Below are 21,735 nucleotides of genomic sequence, written 5' to 3'. Positions count from 1 at the left end.
CGGCGTGCCGGCAGGTGGCGACTTAAAACCCCGCCCCCTCCCCAACTACCTCTTCCGCGCGCCCAATGACGGCAAGGTCAGCGTCGCCGCCACCCATGTCGCGGGTCAGAGCGATCACCTCACCCTGCCCATCGCCCACACCGCCATGATCTACAGCCAGCCAGTCGCCGATCAGGTCACGCACTTCCTACGCGAAGGCCGCTTCAAGCGCCCTTAAATCTCTGCTACACACCGCCATCCCAGAAAAAATGGTCGCATCTCTTCCGCAACGATCAAGGAACAGATGTAGTGCACAGACTTCTGACTTCACGCGCCGCTCGCGGCGCGCTTCTTCTCGCCTCTTTCACCCTTCTGGCCGCCCCCGGCTCCAGCCAGCAGGCGTCCGGCCCCATCGCCCGCTACACGATCGACGCCGGCACCATGTCCGGCATGGCCGCCATGGCTGGAGGCGGTGGCATGGGCGCCGCCATGGGCATGATGATGGGCGGCGGCCGATCGCAGGCCATGCATGAACTGGTGCTGCGCCTCGGCTCCACCCGCGCACCTGCCAGCGGCGCCCCGGCCGCCGATCATTTCCTGCCCGCCGGCGTCGGCCTTGGCGCCTCGGTCCCGCTCGTCACCCCGCGCAGCGCCCCCAGCGAGGAACAGGCCATCCCCGGCGAAAAGCCCAAGGGTCGCCTGCTCCTCTACTGGGGGTGCGGCGCCACGCCCGGCCCCGGCCAGCCGATCGTCATCGATTTCGCGAAAGTCGCCAAGGGCCAGATGCCCCCCGGCCTCTATATGACCGGCGCATCCATCCCGCAGGAATGGCAGATCCGCGTGTCGAACAGCCGCACCTATGGCGACTGGCCCAATGGGCAGACGCGCAAGATGGTCCCGGCCAACGCATCCCTGCTGGGCGATCATCGCATCGCCGGCAATTACAGCCCCGACATCGCCTTCAATCTGAAACAGGATTTCATGCCCGCCATCACCGGCCGCGCCAGCCCCGGCGCAGGCGGCACCACGAACCTCAGCTGGAACGCCCTGCCACAGGCGACCGGCTATTATGCCTGGGTGTTCGGCGCGAAAGAAAATGGCGATATGGTCTGGTGGGCCTCCTCCGCCACGCAGGCGTTCGGCGGCCCGGTCTGGGACTGGATTTCGCCCGGATCGGTACAGAAGCTGATCGGGCAGAAAATCGTCATGCCGCCCAGCCAGACCAGTTGTACCGTCCCCGCCGCCGTGGGCCAGGCCGGCGCGGACATGCTGATGGGCAGCCTCTACGCCTATGGGCCGGAAGCCAATTTCGCCTATCCGCCCCGCCCTGCCGATCCCAAGATCGCGTGGAAACCCGAATGGATCGCCCGCGTCCGCTATCGCGCCAATACGATGTGGATGCTGAACGGACCAGACATGGGATCGATGATGAGCGGCGCGGATGAAGAGGACATGAGCGACGATCGCGCCCCGCAGCAGCAGAAGAAAAAGAAGAAATGCGGCGGCGGCCTTGGCGGCATGCTGGCCGGCGCCATGGGGGCTGGCTGCTGATCATAAACAGGGTGGCGCATGCAGCCGGCTTGCGCCACCCTGCCGCATCCCGATTCAGGAGCGCGCCATGACCCTCGATCTCGTCTTCTACACCAATCCCATGTCGCGCGGGCAGATCGCCCGATGGATGCTGGAGGAGGTCGGGGAAATCTACGAAACCATCCTGCTCGACTATGGCACGAGCATGAAGGCCGCCGATTATCGCGCGATCAACCCGATGGGCAAGGTGCCCGCCATCGTCCATGAAGGGCGCGTCGTCACCGAATGCGCCGCCATCTGCGCCTATCTGGCCGATGCCTTCCCCGCCGCCGGCCTCGCCCCGCCGGTCGATCAGCGCCATGATTATTATCGCTGGCTCTTCTTCGCCGCCGGCCCGGTCGAAGCCGCCGTCACCAACAAGGCGCTGGGCTTTGTCGTCCCCGAAGGGCGCGAGCGCACTGCCGGCTATGGCAGCTTCGATGACACGATCGACGCGCTGGAAAGCGCCGTTGCGGGCGATGGCTGGATTTGCGGCGATCAGTTCACCGCCGCCGACGTCTATGTCGGGTCGCAGATCGACTGGGGCCTGATGTTCAAATCCATCCCCACCCGTCCCGCCTTCGAAGCCTATGCCGCCCGCCTGCGCGCCCGCCCGGCCTATCAGCGGCAAAAGGAAATAGACGGCGCCCTGATCGCGGAAATGCAGAAACAGGGTTAGGGCAGAAAAGCCCGCCTACCTCTTGGGCCACACCCAGCGCGGCGCATCTTCCGCATCGCTTTGCGTTTCGCCCAGCGCCTTGGACAAGCGTATCTCCTGCATCCCGCCGCCGCGCCGCAGCCCCTGGATCAGCCGCTCGCTGTGCGACACGATAACGATCTGGCCATGGCGCGACGCGCGCTGGAGCAAGCGCGCCAGCGGCTCCAGCAACGACGGATGCAGGCTCGCCTCCGGCTCGTTCAGCACCATGATGTCGGGCGGCCGCGGCGACAGCAAAGCCGCCGCCAGCAACAGATAGCGCAGCGTCCCGTCGGACAGTTCCCGCGCGCCCAATGGCCGCAACAATCCGGGCTGGCGCATCTCCACCACGCCATGGCCGTCCACCTCGCCCACCAATATTTGCGATCCGGGGAAAGCGTCCTCGATCGTCTCGTCCAGTTCTTCCCGGTCGCCAATCGCCATGATCGTCGCGATCGCCGCGGCCAGATCGGCCCCGTCGCTCGCCAGCACCGGCGTATAGGTCATCACCTGCGGCCTGCGCGACGGGGCGTCGGCATCGGTGCGCAGCGCGTCATAGAAACGCCAGTTGCGCATCCGCTCCCGCATCATCAGCAATTCCAGCCCGTCGACCGGATCGGCGCAATGCGTCACCATGCTGTCAAATGCGGACAGGTTCGTCATCGCATGCCGCCACTCGCCGCTCTCCGCCCGGCGCAGGCTCACCGCCGCGCCGCGCCGTTCCGCGAACAGATTGGCGCGCCCCAGCATCGCGCCGGTCCACATCGCCTCGACCTTGATCTCCGGGTCGCGCTGAAAGGGATGGGTCGGGTCCGGCAGACCCAGATCGATGGCATAACCGAAATCGTCGCTGGAAAAGCCCAGTTTCAGGCTGATCGGCCCGGATCGCACCGTGCCTTGCACCGGCTGCGCGCCCGCACGCATCGCCCGGCTGAAATTTTCCGGCCCTGCCCACAGCGCAGAGGATAATCCGCCCTCTCCCGCCAGCGACGCGATCAATCGCCCCTGCGCGGTTTCCGCCAGCAGCCGCAACGCCCGATAGAGGCTGGACTTGCCGCTGCCATTGGCGCCGGTGATCAGGGTCAGCTGCCCCAGCTCCAGCACCACATCCCGCAGCGATCGATAGCCGGCAACCGCCAGTCGCGTGATCAAGCCCTTCTCCTCTCAACCAGCCAGCCAACCTGCGGGCCGACAAAAGTCCATGCCACGATCGCCGGGCAATCGCCCATGAAAAAGGGGCCAGTCCTGCGACCGGCCCCTCTTCTGCTTTCCATCCCGAAGAATGGAAAATCTGATTACATGCCCGCGCCGGGACCGTAGCTGATTTCCACGCGACGGTTCTGGACTTCACGAACGCCGTCCGCAGTTTCAACGCGGGGCTTCGATTCACCGAACGCCTGGGTGGTCATCACGCCGTCAGGGATACCCTTCGAAGCGAGATAAGCCTTGGTCGCGTCAGCGCGACGCTGCGACAGACCGACGTTGTACGAAGCCGAACCCGACTTGTCCGCGTGGCCGGCCAGCATGACCTGGGCGCTGCCGCAGCTGCTGTAGGCCGAAACCGCGTTGTCCAGAATGGTGGCGGCGTCAGGCGTGATGTCCGACTTGTCCCATTCGAAGAACACGATGTACGGTCCGGGGTTGCACTCTGCCTGCGGCGGCGGCGGCGGCGGGGGAGGCGGCGGGGGCGGCGGCGGCGGGGGAGGCGGCGGCGGCGGAGCCGCTTCAGCCGGAGCGCCGAAGTTGTAGGTCAGGCCGAGCAGCAGGCTGTGCGTGCGCAGCTTGGTCTTGATCGTGTCGCCCGCATCCGCAACCGCGGTGGTGTAGGCCGGGATCAGCTTGATGTCGTCCTGGTTGAAGAAGCGATACTTCAGCGAGACGTCGACATTGCTGGTGACGGGGTAACGGACGCCAGCGATCGCCTGCCAGGCGAAGCCGGTGTCGCTGTCGTTGACGATGTCGGTGGCCAGCTTGCCACGCGAAACGCCGACACCGCCGCCGACAAAGCCCTGCAGGCCGTCGTCGGGACCGAAGTCGAGCAGGCCGTTCAGCATGAACGACAGAGCCGAAGCTGCGCCGCCGAAGCCGGTCTGGTCGAAATCAACCTTAGCGCGCTTGTACGCCGATTCCGCTTCCAGGCGGAAACCGCCGAAGTCGTAACCGATGTTCGCGTCGAAGTCATAACCCTTGTGGTAATCGACCGAACCGCCGGCATCGACGCCGTTCACGGTTGCATTCTGGTCTTCCACAAGCAGGACGCCGGCGTCGACGCCGACATACCAGCTACCGTCACGCGCCAAAGCCGGGGTGGCCAGGGCGCTGGTCGCAAGAGCAGCCGCGAGGGCAAGCTTCCGCATTTGAATTCCCCTTTCAAAAGTGTCACGAAGGACTGCTGAAACCCTGTATCCCGTAGAAAGTTTCATGGCAAGTCCACAATTAGTGAAACCGTTGCAAAAATAACGCACTAGGGCCGGATTCCACGTCCGGGACAAGCTGACGAAAAGGAAATTTAGACTATTGACGCACGGCCGCAACAAGAAAAACATGTTTACGTAATATTAACTCCCAATCAACCCATGCGCACGCAAGACGCCAAGGATCGACAACAGTGTAGAGCGCGCCTCCACGTCGATCACAGCGCCTCCTTCCGGCCCGGCGATCGCCCCTTGTCGGTTCGCCACCACCCGTTCATCATTATGATAAAGCCCGTCACTGCGCACCGCACCGTCGCGCCAGACTGCGCCATCATGGAAAATCCGGTGTCCGCGGTCCGCTATGTCGAACATCATGCCCGCCCGCGCCGGAACAAAACGCCATCCGCCATCCGTCCAACAGGCAACCGCGCCCGTCTGCCCCGTCCAGCCCCCGTCCGCACCGGCCGCCACCACCCAGCATTGCCCCGGCATCGGGTCCGTCGGCGGACTGGCCGCATCGGCGCTCTCCGCCCGTCCGTGCAGCAGCGCGTCGATCAGGACCAGCGCCTCATTATGAAAGACTTCCTTTTGCGCCTGCCCTGCAAACAGCAGCGGCAACGCCCAGCGCGGCGTCTCATCCATCCGTCCGTTCCTTTCTGATAAAATTACGGGTCGATCAGGATCGACGCCGTTCGCCCCATGGCCATCGTGCCGATCTGCGCCACTGCGATCATGATGGTCTCGCCCGCCACCGCGTCGGCGGCGATCATCCCCGCATCATAGGTCCATGTCGGCAGCATTGTTTCCGCGCTGCGCATCACCGATCCATCGGCCAGCACCTGCACCCGATAGGCTTCGCGCTCCTCGGCCAGCGGCACGTCGCCGCCATTCGCCCATCGCCACCCCGCCCGGCTGCGCCGCACCCAGCTGACCGTGCAGCCGCCCTCCTCGGCCCGCGCCCGCAGATGCACCGGCGCAGGCGGGATCAGCGCTTCGCCCCGGATCGCCAGAGCCGCCTCCACCGGCGTCCCGTCGCCCAACCCGACCGCCGCAACGCGCAGCGTCGCGCCAACCTCCCCGCCCCCGCCTGACAGCGCCAGCGGCTCCACCAGCCGCTCTTCCTCGATCAGCAGGAAGCGCTCGTCCGCGCCATGCCCCGCCATCGCCCATTCGGTGCCGCGCAGCCCGCGCCGCAATCCGCTCAGCCGCCATGTCTCCGGCCCAATCCGATCGGCCGTCTCGAACTGGATCAGTTCCTCCCCCACCAGACACAGGTTGCGCCCCTGCGCCAGCGCAGCCTCCTGCGCGCCGGCCAGATCCATGTCCGCCCCCAGCAACCGCACGGTCATCGTCGCACGCCGGTCCACCAGCATCGCGCTGCCCGGCGGCAGGGGTGCATCCACCACCCCCATCACCGCGCGCAGCCCGCTCCGACCGATCGATCGCGCCTCGCCGCCCTCCATCATGAACAGAGCGGCGCTGCGCCAGCCCGCCCCGCCACTCGCCGCCGCCACGATCAGCGGCGCGCTCGCTACGCCGTCGCGCAGCATCGGCAGGTCCGCCAGCATCAGCGTCGTCGCGCCATGGGGCGCATCCACCTGCCGCACGATCGCGCCCGAGGACGCCCCGGCCGGCACCATGCCGCCCGCGCCCGGCACCCGCCGCAGCGCCAGCCGCACCGCCATCGCCTCCCATTCCCGCTCCTCGATCCGCCACAACCCCGGCGCATCCGCCACGGTGACGATCTGCCCCGGCGTCAATGTCAGCGCTTGCCATCCGCAGCGCAGCGTCATGGTCGCGCGCCCGGCCCACGCCGCGCCCAGCCGCGCCGCCGCCCATGCCCGCGCATCGTCGGCGCGCATCGCCGCCGGCAATTGCATGCCCTGCTCCTGCCGCCCCGCCCCGGCCGCACCACCCGCTGCACACCCGCCTGATAATCGCGCGCGCCGTCATGGTGGCGCAGGCTCAACGCCACCGGCACGCCATCCGCCGCCGCGCCCATCCGCTCCACCGGATCGATCCCCCGGCCGTTGATCCGCTGCGCCAGCATGTCCGCGCCAATCGTCCCGCTCGCCACTTCCCCGGCCGCCTTCAGGCACAGCCCGCCCTCCTCCGACGCCAGCGCCAGCCCCTGCGCCTCGACCAGCGGCGCAACAGCGCCCCCCACATCCGCCCCGCTCGCAGCAAAGCCGTCCACCGCCGCCAATGCATCGCCAGCCAGCCGCCCGTCGCTCAACTCGTCGGCCATCGCGCCAATCGCCACCGGCTCCGCATCCGCCTCCACCTCGAACGTCAGCGACGGGATGCGATTGCCATAATCGGCCAGCGCCAGATCTTCGAACAGCACATAGGCGATGCCGCGATGCGCCGGCGTGTTCCCGATCCCCTGCGCGGCGGCGATCAGCGGATCGACCGGCTGATCCTCGCTCCCCAGATGCACGCGAAAACCGCCCACCTCGCTCTTGAAGTCGCCCGCCGCCCCGCGCAGCAAATTGCCGTCGGCCCAGATCCGCCCAATGGACCGGATTTCCCGCGCCGACAGCGCCACCGCAAAACTCGCCGAATAGCTATAGGTGGTGACGCTCGGCCGCCCCTTGCCGCCGCCGCTCCGGCTGCTCAGCTCCTTCAGGTCGGTCGCCCAGATGACCGTGCCCGCCACACGCATCGTCCCGAAAATCTTGGGCACCTGCGTCCCGTAACGCGACGTCTGCACCTGCAGGTCGGACAGGCGCGCGCCCTCCCGCCCCCTTGGCCGGAACAGGATCTGATTGTCGATGACATTGCCGACCACCGCCCCGATCGCCGCGCCGACCGGTCCGCCCAGCACCGTGCCCACCGCCGTCAGCACCACCGTCGCCATATATCTCTCCTATTCGACAGACCACCAAGTCAGGAGCGGCCATGGCGACACCCCCGGCATTTCCACCACCCGCCCCAGCCCGGCATGGGCGTGGACAAATCCCGCCCCCGTCGCGATCATCAGATGCAGTTGCAACGGTCCCGGCCGCACCAGCGCCAGATCGCCTGGCCGCCCTGCGTCCACCGGCCGCAGCCCAGCCGCCCGCAACCATCGCCCGGCCTGCGCGACATCCCCGGTCCGCAACCCATAGGCGCGGGGCGCATCCCGCCCCAGCGCCAGCGCCGCCAGCCCCACGCAATCCAGCCCGTCCCGGCTTCGCCCATGCAGCCGGAACGGCGCGCCGATCATCGCCCGCGCCCGCGCCACGACCACACTCATGCGCCGGGATAGCGGGTCAAAAGGTCCATGCCGGGCAGATATGGCTCGCCGCGAAAATTCACTGCATTGCCAAATCGCGCCGCACAGGTCGCCAGCTGCCGGTCGCACCCCTGCGTCACCAGAGCCAGCGTGCCCGCCGCCACGGCAAAGGCCGGCGCATCGGTCAGGCTCAGCCCGTCCGCGCCATTATCCACCACCCCCTGCGTCAAACCGGCATTGGCGCCGCCCAGCCAGCGCAGCGTCCCAAACGCATAAAGGCCCGGCTCCAGCCCTGTCGCCGACACCTCCGCCCCCGCGACGCCCGCCACCGCCACGATCCGCCGCCGCCCCGCCATATCGACCCGGCACGCCTTTTCGCCCAGCCGCGCCCGGCAGTCTGGCGATGTGCCCGGCGCCACCGGCCCGCCCAGCACCGCCGCCGCGCCGATCAGTTCGGCGCTGAAGGCCGCCCCCTTGCGCGCCACCGCCCCCATCTCGCCCCGCGCCAGCAACAGCCACAGCGCGCCCGGTTCCTCCCACTGCGTCAGCCGCAATTCCAGCGCCGCCCCGTCCCATCGCCCCGCCATCAGGTCGGCCTCGCTAATCGCATCGCTCGTCAGCGCGCCGGCCACATCGCTGTCCTCGCCATCCAGCCCGATGCCCGATCGCACGGCGGACGGCGTCATCCCCAGCGCGGCGCGATAGACAAGCCCGCCAATATCCAGATCGCGATCATGGCTGGTCAGGCCGATCGTCATCCCGTCGCGCCGCTCGATCCGCCAGCAAAAGGCCAGCGTCGACAGCTCGTCCTCCAGCGCCCCGTTCATTCGCGTATCTCCACCAGCGGCACCGACACCGCCTCGCCCGCGGCAAAGGTCGCCCGGTTGATCTCCAGCCGGTCCTCGGCAAAGCGCACCGGCACATCGAAGCGATAGCCCGCGCTCAGCACCACGCCGTCCGCCGGCGCTTCGTCAAAGGCGATCACGCCCATCCCCGCATGGCTCCAGCCATCGGCCATCTCGATCCCGTCGGCCGCCACCCGGATGCTGCCCGCCACCGGCCGGGTGATCCGCCGCGCCTGCGCCTCCGCCCCCGCGCCATAATAGCGCATCAGCGGGAAGGCCGCCGTCACCCCGTCGCCCACGCCCAGCCGCTGGTCCAGCGGCCCCGGCGTCGCGCCCGCCGCGCCGCTGCGGTCATCATAGGCATCGGTGAAGCGAAACCCCCGCGCCGCCCCCCTGCGCGCCCGGAAAAAGGCGATCAGCGCCGCCATATCCGCCTCGCTCCTTATGCCCGGCCCCGCGTCAAAGGACAGCCTTGCATCGGCCCAGTCGCTCGACCGCCGCTCATGCCCGGCCGGGCTTTCCACGATCTGCGTCGAAAAGGCCGGGCTGACGCTCGCCTCCCGCCCGATCGCGAGTGGAAAGATCACATCGTCAAAGGCTTGCACATCATCCTCCCCATGCGTTGCAAAGCAGGTGAAGCCATCCCGGCAAACCTGCGGCAGCGCCCAGACAAAGGTCGCCGCCGTCCCCCGCGCGACCGAAGCCTGCGCCGCCGCCACGATTTTCCGCCATTGCCCGGCCTGCTCGGACAACAGCACGAAGCCGGCGAAATAATGCTGCTCCCCGATCGGGTAGCCGAGCCGGTTGGTCGCCATCGCCACGCCCCGCGCGGTCAGATGCGGCCGCCCCTCCGTCACCCAGTCATAATCTTCCAGTTGCAGCACATCGAAGGCGGGCGAAGCCCAGCCGACCGGCATGTTCGCCCGCTTGGCCTCCGGCGCGCGCGGGTCCAATATGGTCGGCAGATAGGCCAGCAGATGCGTCACCGCGCCCGGCGCGATCGCCTTCACCTGCGCGCACAGCGCCGCCGTCGACGCCGCCAGCAAAGCCCCCGCCGCATCCAGCAAAGCGCATTGCGCCGCATCCAATGTGCCCCACACGCTCGCGATCGACACCGGCGTTCCGCCAAAGGCCGCCCGCGCCGCATCGTCATAGAGGCAGATGCGCCCGTCCCCGGCATCACCCACCACCAGGGTTCACCGACCTGAAACAGGATCGGCAATTCCGCCTCCAAACCGATGGAAACAAAGGCCCCCGCCACCGCCTGCACATAGCCCATTGCCCCGCCATGGGCCGGCGACAACAGGGTGGAGGGCGGCGACCATCCGGTCAGCGCCGGATCGCCATTCTCCGCCCGCTGCTTCCAGTCGTTCCAGCAATGCGCATCGAACAATTCGTAGGATAGCGACCAGATGACGCCAAAGCCCAGCGCCTTCGCCCGCCCCGCAAAATCCCGGTGCCACGCCGCACAGGGCGCATTCAGCACCCCGCCCGCCAGGCTGACGAACAGCCCGCCGTCCGCCCGCTCCAGCCGAAAATAATGGCTCATGCCGACATAATGGTTGATCGCCCCGCGATAGCCCAGCGCATGGATCGCCGCCACGACCCGCGCGGGCGTCTGGTTGAAACAATCATCATAGCCGGTCGCGATGCCCAGCCCATGTTCGGGCAGCATCACATCGCCCACCGCCAGCACGGATCCCGCCCCGTCGCAGCGCACATCGCTCAGCTCCGCCCAGCCTTCCTGCGGCCCGGCAAAGGGCGTGTCGCCCGCATCATAATCAGGCGGCGCCAGTGAAATGAACATCCGGTCGACATCCCCCGCCCACACCGGATCAGCCTCGCCGGGCAACAGATATCCGCCATCGATCGCGGCAAAATCCAGCGTGACGACAGCATCTTCCGGCCCGCCGCTCGCATAGTTCCACAGCCGCACATACCAGGCGTGCGGCGCGCCCTCCGCATCCCGCCCCTCGATCGTCAGCGTCGGTCCATGCGTTTCGTCCAGCTTGCGCAGCCCGCCCGACCGCCAGCGAAACGACAAGCTGCAATCGCGAAAGTCCCGCCGCGTTTCATAGGCCAGCAGCGGATGACTCCACTTGTCCTCCGCCTCCCAGATCAGCCCCGCCAGATCGCCAGATCCGTAGAAAACGGCATCTACCCTCAACCCCTGTACTGAGCCTGTCGAAGGGGCATCCGGCGCGCGCGTCACCACGCTCGCCATCATCGGCCGGGGGAAATTCACCGTCCAGTGGCTCGCGGCAAAGCGCTTCATATGCCCCGCCTCCTGCCCGCGCCGCGCGTCGGCCAGCCAATATCCGACAGTCATCGCTCCAGCGCCCCCCGCACCGCCCGCGCCACCTGCCGCGCGCTCTTCGCCAGCAAACGCGGCTCGCTCTCGCCGCCGCGTCCATTCACCGCGATGCTCACCCGCACATCGCGCCCGCCGCCACCGCCATTGGCCACCACCTGCCCGCTGCTCGTCGGCACGAACAGTTCCGGCCCGCGCTCACCCACGCGATAGGCGCGCCCGCCCGTCACCGGCCCGCCCGTCGCCCGCCCCGGCGATCCCGTCAGCGCCGACACCAGCGAAGCGCCCAGCCCCGCCAGCCCGCTCCCCCCGCCGCCAATCGCCGACTGCAATGCGCTCGCCGCAATCTCGTTGAGCGCGGACAGCGCCACCGCACGCAGATCGTCAAAGCCCAGCCGCCCGGTCCGCACCGCCCGCATCAGCCCCTGCTCGATCCGCCGCCCGGCCCGCTCCGCCCCATCGGCCAGCGGCCCCTCCATCTCCCCCCGCATCGCCGCCACATCACGGCTCAACCCCTGCGTATCGGCGCGCACCCGCACCACCAGCGTCTCGATTTCGTCTTCCATGATCGCCCCTTGCTCCCACCTCCGTTCGTTTCGAGCGAAGTCGAGAAACGCAGGCATTGCGCTACCCACTTCTCGACTTCGCTCGAAGCGAACGGGCGGTGGCGGTTTAATCCGGCATGTCCCGCATCAGCCTAGCCAGTTCCGCCGCATCCACGCCGCCCTCGCCCGCCCCTTCCTCCCCCCGCGCCGCGCGCAGCACCGCCGCCAGTTCCGCCGGGGTCGCGCGCCAAAACTCGTCCGGCCGCCAGCCCAGCAGCCACCCGGCCACCCCCGCCAGCCGCCCCGCGCCCGCGCGAAATGTCGTCATTTCCCCGCCAATATCTGGTGCAGGATCGTCCGCAGCACCGGCGTCACCCGCGCCAGCCCCACCGCCAGCACCGCCTCGCCCAGCGCCTCGCGCGTCATCCGGTCGCGATCAACCAGACAATGCCAGAACAGCGCCACCAGATCGCCCAGCGACAGCTTCCCGTCCGCCGCCCGATCCACCAGATCGAACAATGGCCCCAGTTCCGCCTCGGCTGCCACCAAAGCCGCGAAGCTCGGCCGCAGCATCAGCCGCTCGCCGCCCATCTCCAACGCCGCCTCGCCGCGCTCCGGGTTCGGATCTCCATGCACGGGGCCGCTCATTCGCTCACCACCGCGCCGCTGCTTTCCAGGTTCAGCGTGTAGTTGCGCTCGCCATTATAATCGCCGGCATAGTCCAGCCGCGTCACCAGGAAGCGCCCGCGCATCCGCTCCCCGCTCTCGAAACTCAGCTCATAGTCTTCGATCGTCCCGGCCAGCGCATGGCCCCGCACCCGCACTTCAGCCGCTGATCCGGTGAACAGCCCCGCTGCCGACACGCTGACCGATCGCACCCCCGCGCCCGACAGCAATTCGCGCCAGCCGCCCGAATCCTTGCTGGTGATGTTTACCGCCTCGCCATTCACGGACAATTGCGTGGTGCGCATGCCCGCCACCGTCGCATATGTTGCGGGCATGTTGCCGTCGCCCACCTTCAGCAAAAACGCACTTCCTTTTTCCACCGCCATGGCGCATCCTCCAACCAAGCGACCCCGACGCGCGCGGCACCCCGCCACGGCCCGGAAAATCGCGAAAAAACAGGAGACTCGACCGCCCATTGGACGGCCGATCTCAACAGAAAACTGGGGTTGATGGAGAGGTCCCGATGTTTGTTGCCGCTTCGCTTGCGATGATGCTCGCCGCTGCGCCTTCCGCTGATGCCGTTGGCGCCGGCCGCAAGGAATTTTCCAAATGTCTGAGCGCGCAGATGCAGCCCTCGCTCGACAGGAAACTCTCGCTTGCCGATTTCCAGTCCGCCCTGAAAAGCGCCTGCGCCGACAAGGAAGCCGCCTTCCGCGCGGCCATCGTTGCCCAGGACAAGGCCGACAAAATGTCCGATGCGGAAGCCAACAGCGACGCCGACGATCAAATCTCTGAATATGTCGACAAGATCACCAGCGAATATGAAGACAGCAGCCGTCCGGGCTGACGCACCGAACCAACCTCCTCCCCTCCCTCCCAGGGAGGGGCCGGGGGTGGGTAGCGAGCGCAGCGAGCCTCTGTCGCATCACTCCCGCACCGCCCTGACCCGATAATCCACCACCGCCCGCCATCCCGGCGCGCCGCCCCCTTCGCGCGCCACGCGCGATCGCAGCAGCCTTGCGCTCACGATCCGCCAGCCATCGGCCATGCCCGCCGCGCCGATCGCCGGATCGACCCGCGCGATCATCGCCGCCAGCCGCGCCGGCGTCTCCTCCGCCACCGCCAGCCCGATCGTCAGCCGCAATTCGCGCCCTTCCACATCCTTCCCGCCCCAATCCGCGCCCAGGCATTCGCCGACATAGGCATGGGGCGTCGCCGCCCGTCCCGGCGCGCCGTCATGCACGCCATGGACCAGCGCCATCAGCGCCGCGTCGCTCCGCAGCGCCGCAAATATCGCCGCCCGCACCGCCACTTCCGCGCTCATCGCCCTCTCCCCGCTTCCCTGAAGGCCAGATCGCGCCACCATAGCGCCACCAGCCCCCGCCCGGACGCCACCACAGCCTCGCCGTCGATCACCGCCGCGACGCCCGCCTCGGCCAATGCCGCCACGATCCGCGCCCGCCTCTGCGCCGCCCGCGCCTCCAGCACCCGCGCCATCGCCGCCCTCATCCCAGCCGCATCCGCCGGAATGGCCGCCACAGCGCGCTCACCAGCGCGGGCGGTGCCGCGCTCTCGGTCCCGCGCGCCAGATAATGGTCCGCCGCCAGCCGCACGATCCCCTGCCGCAATCCCTCGGGCAGCCCGTCCATCGCCGCCGCCATGCCCGCCTGATAGGTCACGGCCAGCCGCTGCCCGTCCCCCGCGCCCGTCAACCGCACCCATCCATCCCCCGTCGCATCAATGTCGATCGCATAGGCGCCGACCGGCAGCACCACTTCCCCGCCATCCGCGTCCACCACCGCCACGCGCCCGATCGCCAGCACCGGCCGCGCCGTCAGCCTCTGCCAGCTTATGTCGCCCGCCACCGTCTCGCGCGCCTCCCGCACGATCAGCCACTGGCCGACAAATTGCTCGCACAGGCTTGCCGCCGCGCGCAGCAGCCTTTCCAGCACATCCTCTTCCCCGTCGCCCGCCATCCGCAGATAGGCTTTCAATTCCTCCAGCGACGCCGCCAGCCCCGCCCCTTCGTCCTCGATCAGCATCCCGGTCCCCCGCCGCATATAAAAAGAAAGGGGAGCGCGCCCGCCGGCCCGCCCCCTTGCCTCCCCTCCTCTTACGTCGCCGAAAACTTCATCAGCTTGATCGCCTCGCTATTGGCCACCCCGCCGCCGATCCGCTTGACCGCATAGAAATGCACGAACGGCTTGTTGCTGAAGGGATCGCGCAGGATGCTGGTGTCGCTGCGCTCGGCGATCACATAGCCCATCTGGAAATTGCCGAAGGCGATCGACAGGCTGTTGGCCGCAATGTCGGGCATGTCCTCGGCTTCCACCACCGGATAGCCCAGCAACGTCGCCGGCATCCCCGCCGCCATGGACGGCTGCCAGAGAAATGCGCCGTCCGCCGTCTTCATCTTGCGAATGGCGGACAGGGTGGCGCTGTTCATGACGAAGCTCGCCCCCTGACGATAGGGCGCGCGCAAACTCTGCACCAGATCGATCAGCCGGTCCTGTGGATTGCTCGCGGCAAAGCCGCCCGCCGCGCCCGCCGCCACATATTGCAGCGATCCGAATGCGCGCATCCCGTCCGCCTCGCTGGTGGTGGTATAGGTCAGGAAGCCCCTGGGCTTGTTCGTCCCGTTGCCGTTCACGAAGGCCGCGCCCTCCGCCACCGCAAATTCGCGCGCAATCTCGCCTGCCAGCCAGGCTTCGACATCGAACTGCGCATCGTCCAGCATCGCCTGCGACGCTGCCGGATTGGCGAACAATTCACCCGATGGCGGCACAATCTCGTTGAAGCTGGGCGTCCCCGTCTCGGCCCGCGCGCCCGTCTCGCTGGCCCAGCCCGACACGATCCCGCCCGCCGTCACCAGCTTGCGATAGCCAGCCGACCCCGTCCGCACGACATTGGCGATCCCACGGATCGGCGAAATCGCTTTCAGCGTCGCGCCGATCAGCTGGTCGATCTCGCGCGGCACCGCATAGCCCCCCGCCGCGCCGCTCGCCCCCGACAGGCTCTTCAGCTCGACCCCCGCTTCCAGCCCCTGTCGCAGATAACGATCGACAAACTGCGCCCGCGCCGGATCAACGGCCCCGCCTTTGACGCCATCCAGAGCCGGCCGCTGCTGCGCCAGCAACGCCCCTTTCAGCGCCGCAATCTCCCCCGCCAGCCCCTCGATCCGCTCGCCCTGCGCCACCAGATCCAGACTCTGCTCCAACATATCCGTCATGCCCGTCTCCACAAAAAAGGGCGGCCCCAAATGGAACCGCCCGAAACTGCCTTCTCCCTTGGTGGGAGAAGGATACGAAGTCTTACCGGCGCAGCCGGTTAGACGCAGTTGGATGAGGGGGAATCCCCCTTGCCGACCGATCGCCACCAATGCAGGAAGCCCATCATGCCCCTCACCCTCGCCACCCACGGCGCACACCACATCCCCGCCGCGCTGCCCGAAATTGCGGTCGCCACCATCGAAGCCGCCCTCGCGGCCCTACCCACCGACCGCGCCGGCCAGCGCCTCGCCAGCCTGCCCGCCCTCGTCGACATGCTGCACCCCAGCGGCGCAATCGGCCGCCATCCCGCCGCCCATCTGGGCGAGACCGCCAAAGCCGTCCGCGCGATCTTCTTCGACAAGAGCGAAGCCACCAACTGGGCGCTCGGCTGGCATCAGGACCGCACCATCGCCGTACAGCAGCGCATCGACACGCCGGGCTTCGGCCCCTGGACCATCAAATCCGGCATTCAGCATGTCGCCCCGCCGCAATCCCTGCTCGACCGGATGCTGACCCTGCGCATCCATCTCGACCCCGTCGATGCAGACAACGCCCCGCTGCTGATCGCGCCCGGCTCGCACCGCCATGGCCGCGTGCGCGAAAGCGACGTCGCCGCCCTCGTCCCCACCTGCGGCACCCATGCCTGCCTCGCCCAACGCGGCGACATCTGGCTCTACGCCACCCCGATCCTCCACGCCTCAGACGCCGCCACCAACCCGCGCCACCGCCGCGTCCTGCAACTCGACTACAGCGCCGACCCGCTGCCGGGTGGGCTACAATGGCTGGGGATGTGATTTAGCGCTCGGCCGTCGCCCAATCCTGTTCAATTGGCTGAGCAATGGCTTTCAGATAATCGGCCAGAACCGCCTCGGCGGCCAATCGTTTTCGTCGCGCCCGCCGCCATTGCCAGATGCCTACAACAGCGCAGAACAAGCCTCCTCCCAAAGTCCAGATCAAAATCTCGGCAGGCGCGTCGATAAAAAGACTATAAATTCCAACAGACAGCAGCATCAGCCCGCTAATACCACCTTGGATCATCGCCATGATTTCATGATAGCGCCCCGGAACTTCGGGGCGTCCTGTTTTGCGCGAGACGACAGACCAATATCGTGGAAGCTCAGCCATAGCCCTCACTATCAGGTTAATCCTCCCGGCTCCACCCGCACCACCCGCGCCATCGGCTGCATCGGATGCGTCACCACGCTCACCTCCACCAGTTCCAGCGCCAGCAGTTCGCGCGGCCCCGCCCCGCGCGCCACCTTCACCCGATATCCGAAGGACAGCCCATCCACCGCCCCGCTCGCCAGCGCCGCCGCCGCTTCCCGCCCGGCCGCCGTGCGCCGCGACACCCGGCCGATCACGCGCAGCCCGCGCGCGTCTTCCCGCGCCGCTTCCACCACGCCGATGACGCTGCCCGGCCCATGCTGCCACAGCAAAGGCACGCCCACCGCCGGCACGACACCAAAAGCCCCCGCCCGCACCACATCCCCGCCCCGGTCCACCCGATCGAAAATCGCCGCATAACCGGCAAAGCGCAGATCGCCGCTCATCCCTTCACCAACCCGACCAGGCCCACCTTCACCGCAATGCCCAGCAGCAACAGCGCCATGCCGATCCGCACGATCCAGCCGATCACCGCGCCGCGCGCCGCCTTCTTCGCGTCGCGCCAGGCGGACAGCAATTCGCGCAATTCCCGCACATCGCCCTCCGCGCGCCGGTCCGCCAGCCCCAGCCGCTCCAGCGCCCGCGCCGCGCCCAGCTCGCTCGCCTCCTCGATCAGCGCGCGGATCGTCACCATGTCCAGCACCTGCCCATCCGCCTGCGCCACCAGCCGCGCCAGCATCTCCTCTTTCATCGCCCGCTCCTTCCCATCCGCCCGCTCTGCCCCTATCTGGAGCGCCATGAAGCGCACCTCTCGCAAAGTCCTGATCGTCCTCATCCTCGCCGCGATCGGCGCCCTCGCCTGGCATTTTCACCTGTTCCGCGCCGGCGATTGCCTGACGCAGGGCGGCACATGGAACTGGGCCGGCGATTTCTGCCGCCTCGATTCCATGCCCGCCCGCACGCCAGATTAGGGCAAGCCGCTCCGACCCACGCCAGCAAACTACACCCCGAGCATCGCCTTCTTCTCGTCCCCGCTCAGGAAATCCGCCGCCGCCACCCGCTCCCACAGCGCTGCGCGTTCGTCTGCCAGCGCCGGCACCGCATCCAGATCGGCCTCGATCGCTACGCCCGGCCACCATGGCTGCAACCCTTGCGACAACCCCGCGCAAATCTTCGCCACCAGCGGCAAAATCGCCTGCCGCCACAGCGCCTTGTTCGCCTCACGATAATTGGCGTAGGCATTGTCGCCCGGCAGCCCCATCAGCATCGGCGGCACCCCGAACGCCAAAGCAATCTCCCGCGCCGCCGCGCTTTTCAGCCCCACAAAATCCATCTCCGCCGGCGTCAGGCTCATCGCCTTCCAGCTAAGCCCGCCCTCCAGCAGCATCGGCCGCCCGGCATTGGCCGCCCCGGCAAAGGCCGCCTCCATCTCGCGCTTCACCCGCTCAAACTGGTCGTGCGACAGTACCGACCCATCGCCCGGCTCATAGACCATCGCGCCAGACGGCCGCGCCGCATTGTCCAGCAACGCCTTGTTCCACACGCTGGCCGCATTGTGGATCGCCACCGCGCCCGCCGCCGCGCCGACACAGCCCAGCCCATAATGATCGTCCAGCGGATGCAGCGCCTTCAGATGCAGCACACCAGTCCGCCCCGCGCCATCCTCGGGCGACAGCCGCGTCACGCTCTCCCCCACGCGATACAGATAGGCCGCCGGCCACCCCCGCGCATCCGCCTCCACACTGACCCGCTCGGGCCGCAGCGCGAACAGTTCGGCCGGCCGCCCGTCCGCGCCCGCCATCATCTGCACATAGCCATTGCCATGCAGCAGCAGATGACAGGCCAGAGTCTCCACCAGCCCCTGCCCGGCCGACGCCCGCCCGACCAACGCCAGAACGGCCGCATCCTCCGCCACCCCCCGCACCTTGATCGCGCAGGCCCCCGCCCCTTCGGACACCAGCCGCATCGCCCGCTGCGCCACCGGATTGCCCATCACCCCGGCGCGCAGTTGCGCCTCATAGGATGCCGGCCACTCCCCCAGCGCCACCGCCCCCGAACCCCAGGCACGCGCCAACACCGGCCGCGCATCCTGCGATGCGGCCGCCTTCGTCCCGAACCATTTCATGCTTTGCCTCCCAGCAATGAAACCCAATCACATCCGCCGGAGGCACGACCTCTCAGATCATGGACTCTTCAGGTCCATGAACATCAGCGGCGTTTCCAGCGCCCTGTTCGCTTCCGTATCGAGCAGGCGAAATCCCAGTTTGCGGTAGAAATCGATGGACTTGCGTTTCGCATCCACGATCAGGAACCGGCATCCCGCATAGGGCTGGATGGACAGGGAAATGACACCGATGACCGTCGTCACCAGTTCCCGCCCCCAGCCCAGTCCCTCACAGCCGTCGCATACGGCCAGCCGCGCGATCCTCACCGCCGGCTGATAGCTATACCGCTCCGCCGCTTTCTTATCATCGATAGGATAAGCGCCCTCCAGCTTGATCTCCGCGCACATGATGCTGGCATAGGCCAGAACATGCGGCGCATCGGGCCGCTTGATAACATAAGTTGTCGTCAGATGCGCAGCGCCCGATTTCAGCGCATCGCGACGCAGAAATTGTTGCAGCGGCCTGTCGCCGACATCTTTCATACGAAAACGACTGACCTGATCCAGGCCAGCCGCTTCCAGCTTCTTGATGATGATTTCCCCCGACATGGAGGAAATTATGGTTTAGCGCGAAGAGCTGTCAATCCTGACCTGTCCGGTCGCCAACAGCGCCGCAGCCAATTCCTTGCCGCGGCTAACCGTCTGCTTCACGGCCGCGCTCTGCCCGGTCCGGGTTTGCGCCACAAATTTGCGCGCATCCTCGCCACTCAGATGGAGACCGCCAAAGCTGCTTGAATGAACCGCCATATGATCTCCTTTCCTCGCTGGGGCCAATAACACATGCCTATAGCCTGCCGGTCTTAGCAGAGCGTGAACTTACCGCCAACCCGTCACCTGTTCCGCGCCAGCACCCGGTCGCACACGCTGTTCGTGCCTTCGCTCTTGCCAATCACCCGCCCGGCCACCGCGCCCGCAGCGCCCGCCAGCAACGTCTCGCCCAGGCCGCCGCCCGCCAGCAGACCCACGCCAGCACCACCAGCCGCGCCGATCACCGTACCCTTGTCGCGCCCCTGCTTGCCCTTGAGCAGGCAATATCGCACATCGTCCCGGTCGCGCGGCGCTGCGCGGGCCACCCGCGCGCGATCCTTGCTGTTCAGACTGGCGGCCATCACCGGCGTCGCGATCACACTCACGCCAACAGCCACCGCCATCAGCTTCACCATCTTCATGTCACATACTCCTGATTACGGCGACAAAACGATTAAGGCCGCCCGCCAGTTCCCCGACCAACGGCCTCGCCCGATCAGTCGATCCGCGACACAAACTCGCCGATCGGCCGCCGCACCTTCTTCAAATTCACCAGCCAGTCGCCCTCATCCGCGCGATAGCCGACCGGCATGATCGCCACCGACCGCAAGCCGCGCGCGCGCAAATCCAGGATCGCGTCCAGCGCGTCGGGATCAAAGCCCTCCATCGGCGTCGCATCCACCTCCTCGAACGCAGCAGCGGTCAGCGCGATGCCCAGCCCGACATAGGCTTGCCGCGCGGCATGTTCGAAATTGGTCTGCGCGTCGCGCTGCGGGTATGTGCCCAGCAGCATCTGGCGATAGGCTTCCCAGCCCTCGTTGCGGAACCCGCGCTCGTCATTGACCAGATCGAACATGCCGTTGATCCGGTCGGCGGTATAATTGTCCCACGCGGCAAAGACGATCAGATGCGACGCATCCGTAACCTGTTCCTGGTTCCAGGCGATCGCCTTGATCTTCTCGCGGATTTCCGCGTTGGTGACGACGATCACCTCAAATTGCTGCAACCCGCTCGACGTCGGCGCCAGCCGCACCGCTTCCAGGATGCGCGCGATCTTCTCTTCCGGCACAGCCTTGTCCGGGTTCATCTTCTTGGTGGCATAGCGCCAGTTCAGCCGGTCGATCAGCATGGAAACTCCTTCATAACAACGCCCGCCGGAACATAGCCCCGGCCGATGACGCCGTGATGTAGAGCGATGGACGGAGAAATAAAGGTCTTGCTTTGAAACTTTATGCACAAGCAAAGTTACTTGTGTTACAAGGTACACATCAAAGCGAAGGATTATGCCATGGGCGCCAGCACGACGATGACCATCAGGGTAACGCCCGATCTCAAGGAAAAGCTCGGCCGCCTCGCAGAAAATACCCGCCGCACAAAATCCTATCTGGCTGCCGAAGCGGTCGAAGCTTATGTGAACCGCGAATTACAGATCATCGAAGGCATAAAGCGGGGCCTGGTCGACATGGAAGCGGGCCGGGTAACACCGCATGACGAAGTGATGGCAAGAGCCGATCAGATCATTGCCGAGGCGCGGCAGAAACGCGCCCGCCGCCCGTGAGGCGCGTCGTCTGGTCAAATGAAGCGCGGAACGACTATTTTGACATCCTGCGACATATAGCGGACGCCGATCCCGATGCCGCTGAACGGGTTGTTCGCGCGATCGAGAAAACAGGCAATGCCTTGGGAGAATTTGCAACCGGCCATCCTGGCCGCGTGAGCGGCACCTACGAAAAATCCGTCCATCGCCTCCCCTATGTCATTGCCTATGCGCTGAACGAAGGCGACAAAGTGCTGACGATCCTCCACGTCATCCACACATCGCGCGACTGGACACCGGATTCATGGCCGGAATGAAGCTGGCCAGTCTGTCGGCGCTAACATTGCTCTCCGCCTGCGCCCGCCCCGTTGCCGATCCCGCAAAACTGGAAGCGATCAGAAACGAGGCCCAGTCGCTTGCGAAAGGCCATCCCGTGCCCACTGGCCAAACCGGGGCAGACATTCCCAAAAACCAATGGCCGCCCACCATCACCAGCCTCGCCCCAACAAGCGTGATGGTGAACGACAAGGCAACCTACATCCAAATCCGACAGGGCTTCGACGGCGGCTGGGGCTATGAAATCCCGCGCGACGGCCACAGCCTCACCATGCCCATCCCATGCTATTCCGAACCGATAAAAGGCCTGTTCTGGCACGGCCCCTGCTAATCCC

At 67.1% G+C, this 21,735-nt stretch carries 31 protein-coding genes and 2 pseudogenes; 9 read left to right on the top strand and 24 right to left on the bottom strand.

All coding sequences use genetic code 11. The features are described from left to right. Positions 1-4 precede the first annotated feature (4 nt). From ACFOKF_RS06830 to ACFOKF_RS06820, 3 genes are all read left to right on the top strand, one after another. Positions 5-217 carry a hypothetical protein gene (locus ACFOKF_RS06830; RefSeq protein ID WP_380794280.1) on the top strand — a complete coding sequence of 71 codons (213 nt, stop codon included), beginning with the start codon at positions 5-7 and terminating at the stop codon, positions 215-217. Positions 218-288: 71 nt separating this feature from the next. Then, positions 289-1,530, top strand: coding sequence for a hypothetical protein (locus ACFOKF_RS06825; protein WP_380794278.1), 1,242 nt, complete (start codon positions 289-291; stop codon positions 1,528-1,530). A gap of 67 nt (positions 1,531-1,597) precedes the next feature. Then, complete coding sequence (locus tag ACFOKF_RS06820; protein ID WP_380794275.1) at positions 1,598-2,227, top strand: glutathione S-transferase family protein; 630 nt, start codon at positions 1,598-1,600, stop codon at positions 2,225-2,227. Positions 2,228-2,242: 15 nt separating this feature from the next. Here the strand turns inward: ACFOKF_RS06820 and ACFOKF_RS06815 are convergent, their stop codons facing one another. From ACFOKF_RS06815 to ACFOKF_RS06765, 12 genes and pseudogenes are all read right to left on the bottom strand, one after another. Further along, the gene (locus ACFOKF_RS06815) at positions 2,243-3,397 is read right to left on the bottom strand and encodes an AAA family ATPase (protein ID WP_380794272.1); all 1,155 of its coding nucleotides are present in this window, start codon (positions 3,395-3,397) and stop codon (positions 2,243-2,245) included. A gap of 143 nt (positions 3,398-3,540) precedes the next feature. Beyond that, positions 3,541-4,602, bottom strand: coding sequence for an OmpA family protein (locus tag ACFOKF_RS06810; RefSeq protein WP_380794269.1), 1,062 nt, complete (start codon positions 4,600-4,602; stop codon positions 3,541-3,543). A gap of 201 nt (positions 4,603-4,803) precedes the next feature. Further along, entirely contained in the window at positions 4,804-5,301 is a 498-nt protein-coding gene (locus tag ACFOKF_RS06805; RefSeq protein ID WP_380794267.1) for a DUF2793 domain-containing protein, read from the bottom strand. 23 nt (positions 5,302-5,324) lie between these two features. After that, a complete protein-coding gene (locus ACFOKF_RS25650) occupies positions 5,325-6,032 on the bottom strand; it encodes a GTA baseplate fiber-binding domain-containing protein (protein ID WP_449325395.1) in 708 nt (235 codons plus the stop codon). Positions 6,033-6,410: 378 nt separating this feature from the next. Next, a pseudogene (locus ACFOKF_RS25645) lies at positions 6,411-6,907 on the bottom strand (phage tail protein); the annotation flags it as partial. Between the two features lie 621 nt (positions 6,908-7,528). Beyond that, positions 7,529-7,897: a peptidoglycan endopeptidase gene (locus ACFOKF_RS06795; protein WP_380794265.1), complete on the bottom strand. Its 369-nt coding sequence runs from the start codon at positions 7,895-7,897 to the stop codon at positions 7,529-7,531. Continuing rightward, positions 7,894-8,703 carry a DUF2163 domain-containing protein gene (locus ACFOKF_RS06790; protein WP_380794262.1) on the bottom strand — a complete coding sequence of 270 codons (810 nt, stop codon included), beginning with the start codon at positions 8,701-8,703 and terminating at the stop codon, positions 7,894-7,896. Before ACFOKF_RS06790 ends, ACFOKF_RS06795 begins: the two co-directional genes overlap by 4 nt. Continuing rightward, positions 8,700-11,050: pseudogene (locus ACFOKF_RS06785) on the bottom strand (DUF2460 domain-containing protein). The gene ACFOKF_RS06790 and the pseudogene ACFOKF_RS06785 overlap by 4 nt, the downstream one beginning before the upstream one ends. After that, the gene (locus ACFOKF_RS06780) at positions 11,047-11,598 is read right to left on the bottom strand and encodes a tail tape measure protein (protein WP_380794260.1); all 552 of its coding nucleotides are present in this window, start codon (positions 11,596-11,598) and stop codon (positions 11,047-11,049) included. The pseudogene ACFOKF_RS06785 and the gene ACFOKF_RS06780 overlap by 4 nt, the downstream one beginning before the upstream one ends. A gap of 106 nt (positions 11,599-11,704) precedes the next feature. Next, positions 11,705-11,905, bottom strand: coding sequence for a phage tail assembly chaperone (locus ACFOKF_RS06775; RefSeq protein ID WP_380794258.1), 201 nt, complete (start codon positions 11,903-11,905; stop codon positions 11,705-11,707). Beyond that, positions 11,902-12,225: a gene transfer agent family protein gene (locus ACFOKF_RS06770; RefSeq protein ID WP_380794255.1), complete on the bottom strand. Its 324-nt coding sequence runs from the start codon at positions 12,223-12,225 to the stop codon at positions 11,902-11,904. Before ACFOKF_RS06770 ends, ACFOKF_RS06775 begins: the two co-directional genes overlap by 4 nt. Further along, on the bottom strand, positions 12,222-12,629 hold the full coding sequence (locus tag ACFOKF_RS06765; RefSeq protein WP_380794253.1) for a phage major tail protein, TP901-1 family: 408 nt from the start codon (positions 12,627-12,629) through the stop codon (positions 12,222-12,224). Before ACFOKF_RS06765 ends, ACFOKF_RS06770 begins: the two co-directional genes overlap by 4 nt. A 137-nt stretch (positions 12,630-12,766) precedes the next feature. Between ACFOKF_RS06765 and ACFOKF_RS06760 the strand changes: the two genes are divergently transcribed. Next, positions 12,767-13,090: a hypothetical protein gene (locus ACFOKF_RS06760; RefSeq protein WP_380794251.1), complete on the top strand. Its 324-nt coding sequence runs from the start codon at positions 12,767-12,769 to the stop codon at positions 13,088-13,090. Positions 13,091-13,168: 78 nt separating this feature from the next. Here the strand turns inward: ACFOKF_RS06760 and ACFOKF_RS06755 are convergent, their stop codons facing one another. The 4 genes from ACFOKF_RS06755 to ACFOKF_RS06740 form a co-directional block, all read right to left on the bottom strand. Then, entirely contained in the window at positions 13,169-13,567 is a 399-nt protein-coding gene (locus ACFOKF_RS06755) for a DUF3168 domain-containing protein (RefSeq protein WP_380794249.1), read from the bottom strand. Further along, on the bottom strand, positions 13,564-13,752 hold the full coding sequence (locus tag ACFOKF_RS06750; protein ID WP_380794247.1) for a hypothetical protein: 189 nt from the start codon (positions 13,750-13,752) through the stop codon (positions 13,564-13,566). The genes ACFOKF_RS06755 and ACFOKF_RS06750 overlap by 4 nt, the downstream gene beginning before the upstream one ends. Beyond that, positions 13,749-14,285 carry a head-tail connector protein gene (locus ACFOKF_RS06745; protein ID WP_380794244.1) on the bottom strand — a complete coding sequence of 179 codons (537 nt, stop codon included), beginning with the start codon at positions 14,283-14,285 and terminating at the stop codon, positions 13,749-13,751. Before ACFOKF_RS06745 ends, ACFOKF_RS06750 begins: the two co-directional genes overlap by 4 nt. Positions 14,286-14,356: 71 nt before the next feature. Continuing rightward, complete coding sequence (locus ACFOKF_RS06740) at positions 14,357-15,472, bottom strand: phage major capsid protein (protein WP_380794242.1); 1,116 nt, start codon at positions 15,470-15,472, stop codon at positions 14,357-14,359. Positions 15,473-15,580: 108 nt separating this feature from the next. Between ACFOKF_RS06740 and ACFOKF_RS06735 the strand changes: the two genes are divergently transcribed. Continuing rightward, a complete protein-coding gene (locus tag ACFOKF_RS06735; RefSeq protein ID WP_380794239.1) occupies positions 15,581-16,306 on the top strand; it encodes a phytanoyl-CoA dioxygenase family protein in 726 nt (241 codons plus the stop codon). Position 16,307: 1 nt separating this feature from the next. Here the strand turns inward: ACFOKF_RS06735 and ACFOKF_RS06730 are convergent, their stop codons facing one another. The 3 genes from ACFOKF_RS06730 to ACFOKF_RS06720 are packed head-to-tail and all read right to left on the bottom strand — an operon-like array spanning position 16,308 to position 17,367. Beyond that, entirely contained in the window at positions 16,308-16,637 is a 330-nt protein-coding gene (locus ACFOKF_RS06730) for a hypothetical protein (protein WP_380794236.1), read from the bottom strand. An 11-nt stretch (positions 16,638-16,648) separates the two neighbouring features. Next, positions 16,649-17,062, bottom strand: a complete 414-nt coding sequence (locus ACFOKF_RS06725; protein ID WP_380794233.1) for an HK97 family phage prohead protease — start codon at positions 17,060-17,062, stop codon at positions 16,649-16,651. Then, positions 17,059-17,367: a DUF6127 family protein gene (locus ACFOKF_RS06720; protein WP_380794231.1), complete on the bottom strand. Its 309-nt coding sequence runs from the start codon at positions 17,365-17,367 to the stop codon at positions 17,059-17,061. Before ACFOKF_RS06720 ends, ACFOKF_RS06725 begins: the two co-directional genes overlap by 4 nt. Before the next feature lie 46 nt (positions 17,368-17,413). Here ACFOKF_RS06720 and ACFOKF_RS06715 point away from each other — a divergent pair, with 46 nt between their 5' ends. Next, positions 17,414-17,587, top strand: coding sequence for a hypothetical protein (locus ACFOKF_RS06715; RefSeq protein WP_380794228.1), 174 nt, complete (start codon positions 17,414-17,416; stop codon positions 17,585-17,587). Positions 17,588-17,616: 29 nt separating this feature from the next. Here ACFOKF_RS06715 and ACFOKF_RS06710 read toward each other — a convergent pair whose 3' ends face one another. The 5 genes from ACFOKF_RS06710 to ACFOKF_RS06690 all read right to left on the bottom strand — a co-directional run bounded on the left by ACFOKF_RS06710 (position 17,617) and on the right by ACFOKF_RS06690 (position 20,656). Next, positions 17,617-18,741, bottom strand: a complete 1,125-nt coding sequence (locus ACFOKF_RS06710; protein ID WP_380794225.1) for a phage portal protein — start codon at positions 18,739-18,741, stop codon at positions 17,617-17,619. 57 nt (positions 18,742-18,798) lie between these two features. Beyond that, positions 18,799-19,329: a hypothetical protein gene (locus tag ACFOKF_RS06705; RefSeq protein WP_380794223.1), complete on the bottom strand. Its 531-nt coding sequence runs from the start codon at positions 19,327-19,329 to the stop codon at positions 18,799-18,801. 15 nt (positions 19,330-19,344) lie between these two features. After that, the gene (locus ACFOKF_RS06700; RefSeq protein WP_380794221.1) at positions 19,345-19,527 is read right to left on the bottom strand and encodes a hypothetical protein; all 183 of its coding nucleotides are present in this window, start codon (positions 19,525-19,527) and stop codon (positions 19,345-19,347) included. 83 nt (positions 19,528-19,610) lie between these two features. Beyond that, complete coding sequence (locus ACFOKF_RS06695) at positions 19,611-19,949, bottom strand: hypothetical protein (protein ID WP_298396526.1); 339 nt, start codon at positions 19,947-19,949, stop codon at positions 19,611-19,613. Between the two features lie 74 nt (positions 19,950-20,023). Beyond that, the gene (locus tag ACFOKF_RS06690; RefSeq protein ID WP_380794219.1) at positions 20,024-20,656 is read right to left on the bottom strand and encodes an NAD(P)H-dependent oxidoreductase; all 633 of its coding nucleotides are present in this window, start codon (positions 20,654-20,656) and stop codon (positions 20,024-20,026) included. A 159-nt stretch (positions 20,657-20,815) separates the two neighbouring features. Between ACFOKF_RS06690 and ACFOKF_RS06685 the strand changes: the two genes are divergently transcribed. Genes ACFOKF_RS06685 through ACFOKF_RS06675 form a run of 3 tightly spaced genes read left to right on the top strand, consistent with a single transcriptional unit; the run spans position 20,816 to position 21,731 of the window. Then, on the top strand, positions 20,816-21,085 hold the full coding sequence (locus ACFOKF_RS06685) for a CopG family ribbon-helix-helix protein (protein WP_380794216.1): 270 nt from the start codon (positions 20,816-20,818) through the stop codon (positions 21,083-21,085). After that, a complete protein-coding gene (locus tag ACFOKF_RS06680) occupies positions 21,082-21,381 on the top strand; it encodes a type II toxin-antitoxin system RelE/ParE family toxin (RefSeq protein ID WP_380794214.1) in 300 nt (99 codons plus the stop codon). The genes ACFOKF_RS06685 and ACFOKF_RS06680 overlap by 4 nt, the downstream gene beginning before the upstream one ends. After that, entirely contained in the window at positions 21,369-21,731 is a 363-nt protein-coding gene (locus ACFOKF_RS06675) for a hypothetical protein (RefSeq protein ID WP_380794211.1), read from the top strand. Before ACFOKF_RS06680 ends, ACFOKF_RS06675 begins: the two co-directional genes overlap by 13 nt. Positions 21,732-21,735: the final 4 nt, after the last annotated feature.

The sequence above is a fragment of the Sphingobium rhizovicinum genome, from assembly GCF_042647625.1.
In the GTDB taxonomy this organism is placed as follows: Bacteria; Pseudomonadota; Alphaproteobacteria; order Sphingomonadales; family Sphingomonadaceae; genus Sphingobium; species Sphingobium rhizovicinum.
Note: the sequence above shows the minus strand (reverse complement) of the source record. Positions and strands in the feature narration are given on the sequence as shown.